14 protein-coding genes and 1 other RNA gene are annotated in these 12,696 nt (G+C 64.1%); 8 read left to right on the forward strand and 7 right to left on the reverse strand.

Annotation, left to right across the window (positions count from 1 at the left end):
- Nucleotides 1–104: 104 nt before the first annotated feature.
- From HCN50_RS10035 to HCN50_RS10050, 4 genes are all read right to left on the reverse strand, one after another.
- Nucleotides 105–605 carry an Lrp/AsnC family transcriptional regulator gene (locus HCN50_RS10035; protein WP_171709483.1) on the reverse strand — a complete coding sequence of 167 codons (501 nt, stop codon included), beginning with the start codon at nucleotides 603–605 and terminating at the stop codon, nucleotides 105–107.
- Between the two features lie 68 nt (nucleotides 606–673).
- Entirely contained in the window at nucleotides 674–1,636 is a 963-nt protein-coding gene (locus tag HCN50_RS10040; RefSeq protein WP_171709484.1) for a sugar kinase, read from the reverse strand.
- Nucleotides 1,637–1,716: 80 nt separating this feature from the next.
- Nucleotides 1,717–2,667 carry an NAD(+) diphosphatase gene (gene nudC, locus HCN50_RS10045; RefSeq protein WP_171709485.1) on the reverse strand — a complete coding sequence of 317 codons (951 nt, stop codon included), beginning with the start codon at nucleotides 2,665–2,667 and terminating at the stop codon, nucleotides 1,717–1,719.
- Between the two features lie 4 nt (nucleotides 2,668–2,671).
- Nucleotides 2,672–3,091, reverse strand: a complete 420-nt coding sequence (locus HCN50_RS10050) for an HIT domain-containing protein (protein WP_171709486.1) — start codon at nucleotides 3,089–3,091, stop codon at nucleotides 2,672–2,674.
- Between the two features lie 227 nt (nucleotides 3,092–3,318).
- Between HCN50_RS10050 and ffs the strand changes: the two genes are divergently transcribed.
- The 5 genes from ffs (at nucleotide 3,319) to HCN50_RS10075 (ending at nucleotide 6,774) form a co-directional block, all read left to right on the forward strand.
- An RNA gene (gene ffs, locus HCN50_RS10055) (signal recognition particle sRNA small type) lies at nucleotides 3,319–3,415 on the forward strand.
- Between the two features lie 109 nt (nucleotides 3,416–3,524).
- The gene (locus tag HCN50_RS10060) at nucleotides 3,525–5,369 is read left to right on the forward strand and encodes a DNA polymerase III subunit gamma/tau (protein ID WP_171709487.1); all 1,845 of its coding nucleotides are present in this window, start codon (nucleotides 3,525–3,527) and stop codon (nucleotides 5,367–5,369) included.
- A gap of 24 nt (nucleotides 5,370–5,393) precedes the next feature.
- Complete coding sequence (locus HCN50_RS10065; RefSeq protein WP_171709488.1) at nucleotides 5,394–5,717, forward strand: YbaB/EbfC family nucleoid-associated protein; 324 nt, start codon at nucleotides 5,394–5,396, stop codon at nucleotides 5,715–5,717.
- 1 nt (nucleotide 5,718) lies between these two features.
- Nucleotides 5,719–6,324, forward strand: coding sequence for a recombination mediator RecR (recR, locus tag HCN50_RS10070; protein ID WP_171709489.1), 606 nt, complete (start codon nucleotides 5,719–5,721; stop codon nucleotides 6,322–6,324).
- Between the two features lie 24 nt (nucleotides 6,325–6,348).
- On the forward strand, nucleotides 6,349–6,774 hold the full coding sequence (locus HCN50_RS10075) for a hypothetical protein (RefSeq protein ID WP_171709490.1): 426 nt from the start codon (nucleotides 6,349–6,351) through the stop codon (nucleotides 6,772–6,774).
- Between the two features lie 159 nt (nucleotides 6,775–6,933).
- Here the strand turns inward: HCN50_RS10075 and HCN50_RS10080 are convergent, their stop codons facing one another.
- From HCN50_RS10080 to HCN50_RS10090, 3 genes are all read right to left on the reverse strand, one after another.
- Nucleotides 6,934–8,295, reverse strand: a complete 1,362-nt coding sequence (locus HCN50_RS10080; protein WP_171709491.1) for an AmpG family muropeptide MFS transporter — start codon at nucleotides 8,293–8,295, stop codon at nucleotides 6,934–6,936.
- An 80-nt stretch (nucleotides 8,296–8,375) separates the two neighbouring features.
- Nucleotides 8,376–8,681, reverse strand: coding sequence for a GIY-YIG nuclease family protein (locus HCN50_RS10085; protein ID WP_171709492.1), 306 nt, complete (start codon nucleotides 8,679–8,681; stop codon nucleotides 8,376–8,378).
- Between the two features lie 67 nt (nucleotides 8,682–8,748).
- The gene (locus tag HCN50_RS10090; protein ID WP_171709974.1) at nucleotides 8,749–9,957 is read right to left on the reverse strand and encodes a DNA recombination protein RmuC; all 1,209 of its coding nucleotides are present in this window, start codon (nucleotides 9,955–9,957) and stop codon (nucleotides 8,749–8,751) included.
- 182 nt (nucleotides 9,958–10,139) lie between these two features.
- On the opposite strand from HCN50_RS10090, the gene def reads away from it, so the two are divergent.
- From def to truA, 3 genes are all read left to right on the forward strand, one after another.
- Entirely contained in the window at nucleotides 10,140–10,667 is a 528-nt protein-coding gene (gene def / locus HCN50_RS10095; RefSeq protein ID WP_171709493.1) for a peptide deformylase, read from the forward strand.
- Between the two features lie 144 nt (nucleotides 10,668–10,811).
- Nucleotides 10,812–11,747, forward strand: coding sequence for a methionyl-tRNA formyltransferase (fmt, locus tag HCN50_RS10100; RefSeq protein ID WP_171709494.1), 936 nt, complete (start codon nucleotides 10,812–10,814; stop codon nucleotides 11,745–11,747).
- A 134-nt stretch (nucleotides 11,748–11,881) separates the two neighbouring features.
- Entirely contained in the window at nucleotides 11,882–12,619 is a 738-nt protein-coding gene (gene truA / locus HCN50_RS10105) for a tRNA pseudouridine(38-40) synthase TruA (RefSeq protein WP_171709495.1), read from the forward strand.
- Nucleotides 12,620–12,696: the final 77 nt, after the last annotated feature.

Below are 12,696 nucleotides of genomic sequence, written 5' to 3' on the forward strand. Positions count from 1 at the left end.
TCATTCCGGGATGGTGCGAAGCACCAGACCCGGAACCTCGAGATTCCGGGTTCGATGCTGCGCATCGCCCCGGAATGACCGCTTCATTGTCGCTAGATCGAGACCTACGCCGCCGGCACCGGCAGCGCGGTCACCGACTTGATCTTCTCCATCGCAAAGCGCGAAGTGACGTTCTTCAGCGGTACGGCGCTGATCAGCTTTTTGTAGAACACGTCATAGCTCGCCATGTCGGCGACCACGACGCGCAGCATGTAATCGACGTCGCCGGCCATCCGGTAGAATTCCATGACCTCGGGCATGGCGCTGACGGCGTCGGCAAACTTGCGCAGCCAGGCTTCCGAATGATCGGCGCTCTCGACCGACACGAACACGGAAATGCCGAGCCCGATCTTGTTCTGGTCCACGAGCGCAACCCGGCGCAGGATCACGCCGTCAGCCTCCAGCCGCTGAATGCGCTTCCAGCACGGCGTCGACGACAATCCGACCCGGTCCCCGATCTCGGCGACCGACAGCGAGGCGTCCTCCTGCAGCACGGTCAGAATCTTGCGGTCGATGGCATCGAGGCGGCGACTGGCCTCGGGGAGCTGAACAGCGAGCTCGGTCATGAGAAGAATGTTCCATATGAAAGGTCTGATCCTCTCATATATAGAAAAATCTTCTATGGCAAGCCCGCTTATCGGCCAGTGTGCGCCCGGTCGCTAACCTGGCCATGGCTCAAAAACTCTTCAACTTCAGCACGTCGCGGGGCTGCGAAAGCCCCACCGAAGCGGGTGCATTTCAGCGCGGCGGCGGCCGAGGCGAATCGAAGCGCCTGCCGCAACTCCTGCTTCTCGGTGATGGCCAGCGCAAACGCCCCATGGAACACGTCGCCGGCGCCGAGGGTGTCCACCGTATGCACCGGGAAGGCAGGGGTTTCCTGGATGTTCCCGCTCTCGTCGAGCCAGATCGTGCCCCGGGGGCCGCGCGTCCCCGCCAGGAACGACGGGGTCAGCTTGGCGATTTTCCTCAGCGCCTGGGCGTCGTCGGTAACATCGGCGGTTTCCTGCAGCGGCTCGCTTGAGAACACCAGATGCGTGGAAGCGTTCAACAGGCCCTCGCGCAGTGACATGGCGCGATCGACGTCGACGATCACGGGAATGCCGCGCCGGACGGCCTCGGCGCAAAGCTCGGTGCAGAATTCGGCGCAGCGGCTCTCGGTGAGAATAGCCGCGCAATCGTCCAGCAGCGTGTCGAAGTCGGGTAACTTCACATGCCAGAGTTTCGGGTCACGGAAGGTTACGATGGTGCGCTCGCCGGAAGGATCGATCATCACCGCCGAGATCGGCGTCACCAGCCCCGGCATTTGGATGAGATGCTTCGTTTCGATGCTCTCATGCGCCATCTGCTCGAAGATGAAGCGGCTCGACGTTTCCTTGGCATCGCCCATCGGCCCGCAGATCGAGGCGCGGCCGCCGAGCCGAACGATACCGATCGCGCCGTTGAGCGCGTTGCCGCCGCAGATTTCGTCGAAGGCGGTGGCATTCTCCTTAGAGCCCCGCCCGGGAACAGCCGGCGTATGAAAGGTGAGGTCGCGCACCGGCATGCCGATGCAGAGAATCCGCGGCGGGATCTTGGGCGCTTTGTCCTGAAAGTTCATGGGAGAATCCGTCATGCCAGTTCCGCCATCAGCCGGAACCAAGATCCGGAGTTAATCGACTGACCCATGGACCGTTCCCGCTATGCGGCAGTGTCTTTGTCCCCATGCACCCAACGCCCGATCAGATGGTGCGCGATTGCAAACGGATGCGCCGCAAACAGGCCGTCAGGATGCTCGCGCCGATGCATCAGTGCGACCTCGTCGCGGCTGAACCAGCGCGCGTCCTCGAGCTCGGCACGGTCCACCACGATATCCTCGTTGAGCGCGCGCGCCGAGCATCCGATCATCAACGATGACGGATAGGGCCATGGCTGCGTCATGTAGTAGCTCACATCGGTGCAGCGGATGCCGGATTCCTCGAAAATCTCCCGGCAGACTGCGTCCTCGATGGTCTCGGCGGCCTCCACGAAGCCGGCAAGGCACGACCACATCCCGGGCATGAACTGCTTCTGCCGGCCAAGCAGGCATCGATCACCATGGGTAACCAGCATGATCACGACCGGATCGGTGCGCGGAAAATGCTCGGCCTTGCAGCTCGGACATTCGCGCTTCCAGCCACCGTCCTTCATCGCGGTGCGGGTGCCGCAATTGGCGCAGTAGCCGTGGCGCTGGTGCCAAGTCACCATCGATTTCGCCATGGCGATCGCGGAGAGCTGTTCCGGCGGCACCGTGCCCTGCATCGCCATGCCGCGCAGCTCGGTCACCGCGACGTCGTCGCGGGGCATCAGCTTCTCCACGGCCGCAGCCGAAATACCCATGCCGAAGATGGGCGCGCCGTCGCGCAGGCCCAAAAAAACCGTGCCGGGATTGGCGCCGAGCTTGACGGCCTCTTCAACGCCGAGCAGCACGCGCGGCCCATCGGCCTCCTGCTTCACCAGCAGCGAGTCGCGGTAGATCACATAGGCGCTAGCGTTGCGCTGGTTCTCCAGCGCGAACAGTTTCTCGTCATTGGTGCGCAGATGCGCAGCGCGATCCAGAGTATGGGTAACGAAAGCGGGCTTCCCGAGCGGATACTTGTCGAATGCGGACATCTGTTCAACCCAACCAGATCTTGCGGCGAAGTGCGTTGATGAAATTCTGAACTTCCTCGGCGTCGTGCGCCAGCGGCGGCATCACGCCCCAGACCGGGCGCGGCCAGGCCGCATCGCCCGTGCGCCGCGCGATGATATGGACATGCAGTTGCGGTACCAGATTGCCGAGCGCCGCGACATTCAGCTTGTCGCATTTGGTGATCTCTTTGAGCGCCCGCGAAACCCGGGAGATTTCGGTCATCAATTGCGCCTGCTCGACATCGCCGAGATCGATGATTTCGACCGCACCCTCTCGGCGCGGCACCAGCAGCAGCCACGGGTAATGCGCGTCCTTGATCACCAGCACCTTGCACAGCGGCAGGTCGCCGATGTCGATGGTGTCTTTTTTGAGCTGGGAGTGCAGCGACCAGGCGTCAGACGGCATCAGAGGTCTTTGATCCTTGAAGTAGCCTTGCAGAGGGCGGCCCTGCAACCATCACCCGTCATGCCCGGGCTTGTCGCGGGCATCCACGTCTTTTTGCGCTGGGCTAGAGGAAGCAAGACGTGGATGGCCGGGTCAAGCCCGGCCATGACGATGGAGGGTAGTTCCGGGCGCATGACACCCACTAACCCCGCTTGCTTTCCGGGGCTTTTGGCCCCAAATAGGGACCGGGAGATTGGCGGTGGACGAGCCACTCGCCAACCGGGTCAGGTCCGGAAGGAAGCAGCCCTAACGAGGTCCGGATCGGGTCGCTCGTCAGTCTCCTACCTGTTTTCGAGCGAATCGCGCAGGGAAACGGCCGGTCCGCCGCCCTGCGCTTGACCTTCGTTCCTATCCGCAAGCCGGCCCCGAGAGATAGTCAATTGCGGATCGACCGATGAGTGATGCTGGCGCTCCCCCCGACAATTCAGAAGGCCAGGGCGGTTTGGGGCTCGGCAACGAGGCCGCCAAGCCTTACCGGGTGCTGGCACGCAAATACCGCCCCTCCAGCTTTGACGACCTGATCGGCCAGGAGGCGATGGTCCGCACCGTTTCGAATGCATTCGAAACCGGGCGCATTCCGCAAGCCTGGATCCTGACCGGGGTGCGCGGCGTCGGCAAAACCACCACGGCGCGGATTCTCGCCCGCGCGCTTAACTACGAGAAGCCAGACGGGTCGGTGAAGGGGCCGACCATCCACATGCCGGATCTTGGCGTGCACTGCCAGGCGATCATGGAAAGCCGGCACATGGACGTGCTGGAAATGGACGCCGCGTCCCATACCGGCGTCGACGACGTCCGCCAGATCAATGACAGCGTGCGCTATGCGCCGGCGAGTGCCCGCTACAAGGTCTACATCATCGACGAAGTCCACATGCTGTCGACGGCGGCGTTCAACGCCTTCCTGAAGACGCTGGAGGAGCCGCCCGAGCACGCCAAATTCGTCTTCGCCACCACCGAAATCCGCAAAGTTCCGGTCACGGTGCTGTCGCGCTGTCAGCGTTTCGACCTGCGCCGGGTCGAGGCCGACGTGCTGATGGGCCATCTCTCCAATATCGCCAAAAGGGAAGGCGTCGAGGTCGAGCCCGAGGCACTCGGCATCATCGCCCGCGCCGCCGAAGGCTCGGTGCGCGATTCGCTGTCGCTGTTCGACCAGGCGATTGCCCATGCCGCAGGTCCCGTGCGCGCCGATGCGGTGCGGCAGATGCTGGGGCTCGCCGACCGCACCCGGGTGATCGACCTGTTCGAGCATCTGGCGCGCGGCGATATTGCCTGCGCCTTCGGCGAATTCCGCTCGCAATATGACGTCGGCGCCGATCCGGTCGTAGTGTTGTCCGACCTCGCCGAATTCGTCAATTTCGTCACCCGGGTGAAAATCGTCCCGGCGACCGCCGACAATGTCGCGTTCGGTGAAACCGAGCGCGTGCGCGCCCGCGAATTCGCCGCCAAGCTGTCGATGCGGGTGCTGTCCCGGATGTGGCAGATGCTGCTGAAGGGCATTGCCGAGGTGCAGACCGCGACCCGGCCGGCGGCGGCGGCGGAAATGGTGCTGGTCCGCATTGCCTACGTCGCCGAACTGCCGACGCCGGACGAAGCGATCCGGATGCTCGATCAGAACGGCGGCGGAATGCAGATCGCATCCGGCAGCGCGGTCGCGTCACGCGCGGCACCGGCCCCGACCATGTCGTCGATGCCCGGGCCGTCTTCGATGCCAGCTTCGCCGATGCGGACGCCTGCCGCGCCCCGCTCCGGTGCGGAAGCGTCGGCGCGCCCGCAAATGGCGCCGTCGGCGCAAACGGAGTCCGCGCCGATCTTGCGGATCAAAAGCTTTCCGCAACTGGTGGCGCTCGCCGGCGAAAAGCGCGACCTTCTGACCAAGGCGGCGCTGGAAGCCGATGTGCGGCTTGTTCGTTTCGAGGACGGGCGGCTGGAGGTGGCGCTGGAGCGCAATGCCGCGCGGGGGCTGGTCAACGAGCTCTCCCGCAAGCTGGAACTGTGGACCGGGCGGCGCTGGACCGTGGTCGTCTCCAACGAGGCCGGCCAGCCGACGCTGCGCTCGCAGAATGAGCAGGCGCGGAACGAGCACGCCCGCGCCGCGGAGGCCGATCCGCGCGTGCAGGAGGTGCTGGCGCGATTTCCCGGCGCCAAGGTGATCGAGGTGCGCCGGCTTGCCGCCGAGCCGCCGGAATCCAATATTATCGCTGATGACTTGAACGAGACTTCCGACGGCGACGACGACTGATCGGACTCTCGAGAGGACGGATGAATGGCTGATTTTCTCGGCATGATGAAGCAGGCCGCGCAACTGCAATCCAAGATGCAGGCGATGCAGGAAGAGCTCGGCAATCTCGAGGTCGAGGGCATTTCCGGCGGCGGGCTGGTCGCCGTGCGCATGACCGCCAAGATGGAAGTGAGGGGCGTCAAGATCGATCCGTCGCTGATGAAGGCCGAGGAGCGCGAAGTGCTCGAGGACCTCCTGGTGACGGCGCATAACGACGCACGGCGCAAGGCGGAAACCGCGGCGATGGAAAAAATGCAGGCGCTGACCGGCGGGCTCGGCCTGCCGCCCGGGCTTCTTGGTCTTACCTGAAATGGCAGCAAGCGTTGCCGGCCCCGAAATCGAACGCCTGATCCAGCTTCTGGCACGCCTGCCTGGGTTAGGCCCGCGTTCGGCGCGGCGCGCGGCGCTGCATCTGATCAAGAAGCGCGAAGCTTTGATGACGCCGCTCGCCGGCGCGCTGCAGGTGGCGATCGAGCGGATCCAGGTCTGCAGGACCTGCGGCAATATTGATACGCAAAATCCCTGCACGGTGTGCACCGATCCCAGGCGCGATCCCTCGACCATCGTCGTGGTCGCCGACGTCGCCGATCTCTGGGCGCTGGAGCGGGCCAATGCGACCAATGGGCGCTATCACGTGCTTGGCGCCACATTGTCGCCACTCGATGGCGTCGGTCCGCAGGATCTGACCATCGACGCGCTGGTGGCGCGTGCGCACGAATCGCAAGTCAGCGAAATCGTTCTCGCGCTCAACGCAACGGTTGATGGCCAGACCACCGCGCATTACATCACCGATCTTCTGCAGGACGCCAACGTCAAGGTCACCCGGCTCGCCCACGGCGTGCCGGTCGGCGGTGAGCTTGATTATCTCGACGAAGGTACGCTATCGGCTGCGATGCGGCAGCGGACGCTGTTCTAACCCGCACATACGGAACTGATCGACATGACGAAACCACGATTCGGCAAACGCTCCCGCTTTGCGGTCATCATCGCCGCAGCCCTGGTCGCGCCTGCCGCATGGGCGCAGCAGGGCGAGCCTGCGCCGAAGCCGGGCAAGCCGATCAAGGCCGGCGACGTGCTGTCAGGCGAACTCAACGCCATGAAGGGTGGCAAGAAGGGCAAGCACGCCGCGACATACCAGATCACCAGCGAGCCGCGCCGCCTGCCGCCGCCGAACGGGCTCTGCAATCTCGAAACCGGCCCGGAGACGTTCCAGCTCGTCACCAACAGCGATGCCCAGGCCGCGCAACTGAAAAATTTCATCGGCAAGGAGATTTCTGTAAAGGTCGACGAGGTCGCCTGCGCGCAGGACGCCGGGCAGATCAGCGAAGCCGTCATCACCAAGTGGAGCGTGGTGACGAAGCATTGAGTTGCTGCCGTCACTGCCACACATACCGCTGTCGTCGCCCGGCCTGACCGGGCAATCCAGTACGCCGCGCTCTCTCGATTCTATCGCAACTGCCTGGAATACTGGATCACCCGCTTTCGCTGGTGATGACGATTTGTGTTCCCTGATGCCGCTGAGCAGCTAAACCTTCACCGGCCCTACCGCCGCAAAATGCCCGCGCCGCTGCAGCCAGGCCAGCAGGATCAGGCTCGGCACTGCGACGACGACCGAGATCACGAAGAACAGCGGCCAGCCCGTCGCCTCCGCCACATAGCCCGCGCCCGAGGACAGGTAGGTGCGCCCGACGGCAGCCAGCGCGGTGAGCAGCGCATATTGGGTCGCGGTATGCAGCGGGTTCTGACACAGCGCCGAGAGATAGGCGACGAAGATCACGGTGCCGATCGCTCCGGTGAAGTTTTCTGCCGAGATGGCTACGGCCAGCGCCCATTGATTGGTACCGACAAAGGCGAGCCATGCGAACACCAGATTGGAGATCGCCTGCAGCACGCCGCCGATCCACAGGCTTGCGACCAGCGAATAGCGCCGCGCCACATAGCCGCCGGCAAAGCCGCCGATCAGGGTCGCAGCGAGACCGACGCCCTTGACGATGGCGGCGTAATCGTTGCGGGTGAAGCCGAGGTCGATTACGAACGGCGCGGTCATGGTGCCGGAAAACGCGTCGGTGAGTTTGAACAGCACCACGAAAGCCAGCGCCGTCAAGGCATGCTTGCGGGCGAGAAATTCGGAGAACGCCCCAATCGCTGCATGCATGACGCGCGAGAATGCAGCCTCGTCGCGGGTCTTGGCCTCCGCGCGCACCGATTGCTCCGGCTCGGTGGCGGCCAGGGCCGTGACGGTGCCGATCAGCACCAGCGCAGCCATGGCAACATAGCCCCACATCCACGCTGCATTGCGCCCGATGCCGGTGCTCTCGAACGCACTTACGAGGAACAGCACGCCCGCGGTCGAGACCAGCATGCCGATGCGATAGGCCGCGACGTAGGAGGCCATGCCGGCGGCCTGCTCGCTCTCGGGCAGGCTTTCGACACGAAATGCATCGACCACAATGTCCTGGGTCGACGACATCGTCGCGACCAGCAGCGCGCCGAGTGCGACGAATAGCGGCGCGCGTGCCGGATCGGTCAGCGCCAATAGCAGGATCGCGCCGACCAGCAGCAGTTGCGAAAACACCAGCCAGCCGCGGCGGCGGCCAAAGGCGCGGGTGAAGATCGGCACATGCAGCGCATCGACCAGCGGCGCCCAGGCAAATTTCAGCGTGTAGGGCGTGCCGACCAGCGCGAACAGCCCAATGGTTCCGAGATCGACGCCGGATTCGCGCATCCACACCAGGAGCGTCGATCCAGACAGCGCCAGTGGCAGCCCGGACGAAAAACCGAGCAGCAGCACGATCAGCACGCGCGGCTGCAGATAGACGGCCCAAGCCTCGCGCCAGGTTGGGGCGGGAGCCTTCTCGGACGCGGAGATAGCTTCTGGTGCGGTCATGCAGGGGTGTTAGCAGAGATTCGGCCACAAAAAAGACTGTCATCGCCCGGCTTGACCGGGCGACCCAGTATTCCAGAGGCCTATCCGCCGCCCCCGGCAATCTCAGGGTAAAGATCAATCCAGTCTGGATTTTGTTTCTCAATCAGCGATATCTTCCCGGCGCGTGGCCATTTCTTGAGCCGTTTTTCGCGCTGGATGGCAAATTCGATCTGATCGAAGGCTTCGAAATAGACGAGCCGGCTCACCTCATGCTTTTTGGTGAAACCCTCGGCGAGCTTCAACTTGTGCTCGCCAACGCGTCGCACCAAATCATTTGTCACGCCGATGTAGAGCGTTCCGCCGACGCGGCTGGCCAGGATGTAGACGTAATAGTTACGCGTTCCCAATTGCCGTGGGATACTGGGTCGCCCGGTCAATGACAGGCTAATATGTGGCTTCGGCCGGGCAAGTCACTTACTCCCCCGCCTGCAGCTTGCGGGGCACGGGGAACAGCTCGGCTGTTCCACCCTTGACGACGCGGGGCGCCTCCGCGGGTGCATCAGCCTTGCTGAAATCGAGTTCCTCGATGCGGCCGGCGCGTTTTTCGATCTTGTCGGCCGAGATCAGGATCTGCCGGACATCCTCGTTCACGTCGGAAAAATGCTTCTGCAGCTTGAGCACGCGCTCGCGCAGGCGGCCGAGATCGTCGCCGAGGTTGAGCACTTCGGTGCGGATCTGGTCGGCGGCATCGCGCATCCGCGCGTCTTTGAGGATCTGCTGCATCACTTGGATCGCCAGCATCAGAAGCGAAGGCGATACCAGCACGACGCGGGCGCGGTAGGCCTTCTGGATCACGTCGTCGAAACCGTCGTGGATTTCGGCATAGACCGATTCCGATGGCACGAACATCAGCGCGGTATCCTGGGTCTCGCCGGTGATCAGGTATTTCTCGGCGATGTCGCTGACGTGCTTCATCACGTCGTTGCGCAGGCGCTGGCTGGCGAATTTGCGCTCCTCGTCGGTGCGCGCGTCGTGCAGCGCGGTCATCGCCTCCAGTGGGAATTTCGCATCGATGCACAGCGGCCGCTGGTCGGGCAGGAACACGACGCAGTCCGGCCGCTTGCCTGATGAGAGCGTGTATTGGAACTCGTACGAGCCCTGCGGCAGGCCGTCCTGCACGATCGCCTCCATCCGCGCCTGGCCGAAGGCGCCGCGCGACTGCTTGTTGGCGAGCACGTCGCGCAGCGTCGTCACTTGCGACGTCAGGTCGGTGAGATTCTTGTGCGCGCTGTCGATGATGCCGAGCCGCTCGTGCAGCACGCGCAGACTATCCATGGTGTGGCGCGTGGTCGCTTCCATCGACTGGCCGACGCGGTGCGTCACCGAATCCAGCCGTTCGTTGACCGCGCGCGCCATCTCGGCCTGGCGGCCGGCCAGCGATTGCGCCATGGCGTCGACGCGGCCGGTCGATTCGCTCTGCGCCCGCAGCATTTCGCTCAGGCGCTCCTCCAACTCGTCGGCCCGGATCGCCTGCGCCATCGCCAGTGCCGCGCCGCGGCGGCCGGAGCGGGCGATGATGATCGCAATCGCCAGCAGCAGGACCAGCACGAGCGCGCCGAACCCCGCCAGGGCTTCGCCGGTATGAATCGGCAGGTCGCCGACAATGAAGAGAATTTCGTTCATGTCAGCCTTGTAGCCCGATTCGCCGCCTTGCGCGAACGAAGAGGGAACATTCATGGTGAACGACGGGTTAATTTTCATAGTTAGCGCCGCCTTAAAAATCATGGTTAAGGCCGCGTTAACGGCAGGCCCGGCACATTGACCCCCGCAAATCAGCGGCTTAAATCCCGCGCCAGAGAAAAATCATGGCCATCAGAGAAATCATCATCCTGCCGGACAAGCAGTTGCGGCTCGTCTCCAAGCCCGTCGAAAAGGTGACGACGGAGATCCGCAAGCTCGCCGACGACATGTTCGAGACCATGTACGACGCGCCCGGCATTGGGCTCGCGGCGATCCAGGTCGCAGAGCCGCTGCGGCTGATCACCATGGACCTCGCCAAGAAGGACGAGAACGGCGAGACCAAGCCGAAGCCGCGGGTGTTCATCAATCCGGAAATCATTTCCGCGTCCGAGGAACTGTCGGTCTATGAGGAGGGCTGTCTCTCGATTCCCGAATATTACGAGGAGGTCGAGCGCCCGGCGCGGGTGCGCATCCGCTTCACCGATCTCGACGGCAAGGTGCACGAGGAAGACGCCGACGGGCTGTTCGCCACCTGCATCCAGCACGAGATCGACCACCTCAACGGCGTGCTGTTCGTCGACTATCTTTCGAAGCTGAAGCGCGACCGCGTGATGAAGAAGTTTATGAAAGCTGCCAAGCGCGCGGCGGGGTAGGCCCGCCACTCCCTCAGCCCGTCATGGCCGGGCTTGTCCCGGCCATCCACGTCTTTGGTTCAGCAAGGAAGAAAGACGTGGATGCCCGCGACAGGCCCGGGCATGACGGAGTAAGATCGAACGCCTCGGGATAATTCCAATTTCATGCCGCTTCGCCTGGTCTTCATGGGCACGCCTGATTTCGCCGTGCCGACGCTGCTCGAACTCGTGGCTCACGGCCATGAGGTCGTGGCCGTCTACACCCGCGCGCCGAAGCCTGGCGGCCGCCGCGGCCTGCACTTGCAGCCGACGCCGGTCGAGCAGGAAGCGCGGCGGCTTGGCATCCCCGTGCTAACGCCGGCGACGTTGAAGACGCCGGAAGCGCTCGCCGAATTCCAGGCGCAGAATGCCGACGCCGCGGTCGTGGTCGCCTACGGCATGATCCTGCCGCAAGCCATTCTCGACGCGCCGCGCTACGGCTGCTTCAACCTGCATGCGTCGTTGTTGCCGCGCTGGCGCGGCGCCGCGCCGATCAACCGCGCCATCATGGCCGGTGATGCCGAGACCGGCGTGATGGTGATGAAGATGGATGTCGGCCTCGACACCGGCGACGTCGCGATGGCCGAGCGGCTCGCGATCACGGACGCCATGACGGCGGCCGATCTGCACGACGCGCTCGCCCCGCTCGGCGCCGATCTGATGGTGCGCGCGATGGGCGGGCTCGAGCGCGGCGGATTGCAACTGACCAGGCAAAGCGAAGACGGCGTGACCTACGCCGCCAAGATCGAGAAGGCCGAGGCGAAAATCGACTGGAAGCGGCCCGCGCGCGAGGTGCTGCGGCACATTCACGGCCTGTCACCGTTTCCCGGTGCCTGGTGCGAGATCGCAACCGAAGCCGAACCGGCGCGGATCAAGATCCTGCGCTGCGAACCGGCCGATGGTTCCGGCGCGCCGGGCGAGGTACTCGACGATCGCCTGACGGTGGCCTGCGGCGATGGCGCGATCCGGATTCTGGAGCTGCAGCGCGAAGGCAAGGCGCGGATGAAGGCCGCAGACTTCCTGCGCGGCACGCCGTTGAAGACCGGTGCGCGGTTCTCTTAACACTGTCATACCCCGCGAAGGCGGGGTATCCAGTACGCTGCGGCCTATGAGAATAAAATGGACGTCACGGCGTACTGGATCGTCCGCCCCAAGTGCGCAATTGCGCACAAGGCGGACGATGACATCGAGCAAAAATGCCCCGCTACAAGCTCATGATCGAATATGACGGCACGCCGTTCTCCGGCTGGCAGATCCAGGAGAACGGCTCGACCGTGCAGGGCGCGCTGGAGGCCGCGGTGAAGGCGATCAGCGGCGAAAACGTGCGGGTGCACGGTTCGGGCCGCACCGATGCCGGCGTCCACGCGCTGGGGCAGGTCGCGCATTGCGATATCCAGAAACCGTTTCCGCCGGGCCGCCTGCGCGACGGGTTGAACGCGCATTTGCGCCCGCACCCGATCGGCGTGCTCTCGGCGGAAATCGTGTCCGATGATTTCGAAGCGCGCTTCTCCGCCAAACGGCGGCACTACCGCTACCGCATTACCAACCACCGCGCCAACCTCGCGCTCGACATCAAGCGAAGCTGGCGGGTGCCGCGGCATCTCGATACAGATGCGATGGACGCCGCAGCCAAACGGCTGCTCGGCAAGCACGATTTCACCACCTTTCGCGACACCGAATGCCAGGCGAAGTCGCCGGAGAAGACGCTCGACCAGCTCGATGTCATCAGGGAAGGCGATCTGGTTTCGATCCTCACTTCCGCGCGCTCGTTCCTGCACAGCCAAGTGCGCTCGATGGTGGGCTCGCTGGTCTGGGTCGGCGAAGGCCGCTGGAGTGGCGACGACCTCGCAGCCGCGCTAGCCGCCCGCAACCGCGCCGCCTGCGGCCCCGTAGCGCCGCCGGAGGGGCTCTATCTGGTGCGGGTGGAGTATTAGTTGACGCCCCCACCACTGTCATACCCCGCGAAGGCGGGGTATCCAGTACGCTGCGGCTTTGGTGATTGAATCGAGAT

It is taken from the genome of Bradyrhizobium archetypum, assembly GCF_013114835.1.
Lineage (GTDB): Bacteria > Pseudomonadota > Alphaproteobacteria > Rhizobiales > Xanthobacteraceae > Bradyrhizobium > Bradyrhizobium archetypum.

Coding starts and splice junctions, on each gene's coding strand:
- HCN50_RS10035 (WP_171709483.1), bottom strand. CDS start 605: ATGACCGAGCTCGCTGTTCAGCTCCCCGAGGCCAGTCGCCGCCTCGAT.
- HCN50_RS10040 (WP_171709484.1), bottom strand. CDS start 1,636: ATGAACTTTCAGGACAAAGCGCCCAAGATCCCGCCGCGGATTCTCTGC.
- nudC (WP_171709485.1), bottom strand. CDS start 2,667: ATGTCCGCATTCGACAAGTATCCGCTCGGGAAGCCCGCTTTCGTTACC.
- HCN50_RS10050 (WP_171709486.1), bottom strand. CDS start 3,091: ATGCCGTCTGACGCCTGGTCGCTGCACTCCCAGCTCAAAAAAGACACC.
- HCN50_RS10060 (WP_171709487.1), top strand. CDS start 3,525: ATGAGTGATGCTGGCGCTCCCCCCGACAATTCAGAAGGCCAGGGCGGT.
- HCN50_RS10065 (WP_171709488.1), top strand. CDS start 5,394: ATGGCTGATTTTCTCGGCATGATGAAGCAGGCCGCGCAACTGCAATCC.
- recR (WP_171709489.1), top strand. CDS start 5,719: ATGGCAGCAAGCGTTGCCGGCCCCGAAATCGAACGCCTGATCCAGCTT.
- HCN50_RS10075 (WP_171709490.1), top strand. CDS start 6,349: ATGACGAAACCACGATTCGGCAAACGCTCCCGCTTTGCGGTCATCATC.
- HCN50_RS10080 (WP_171709491.1), bottom strand. CDS start 8,295: ATGACCGCACCAGAAGCTATCTCCGCGTCCGAGAAGGCTCCCGCCCCA.
- HCN50_RS10090 (WP_171709974.1), bottom strand. CDS start 9,957: ATGAACGAAATTCTCTTCATTGTCGGCGACCTGCCGATTCATACCGGC.
- def (WP_171709493.1), top strand. CDS start 10,140: ATGGCCATCAGAGAAATCATCATCCTGCCGGACAAGCAGTTGCGGCTC.
- fmt (WP_171709494.1), top strand. CDS start 10,812: ATGCCGCTTCGCCTGGTCTTCATGGGCACGCCTGATTTCGCCGTGCCG.
- truA (WP_171709495.1), top strand. CDS start 11,882: ATGCCCCGCTACAAGCTCATGATCGAATATGACGGCACGCCGTTCTCC.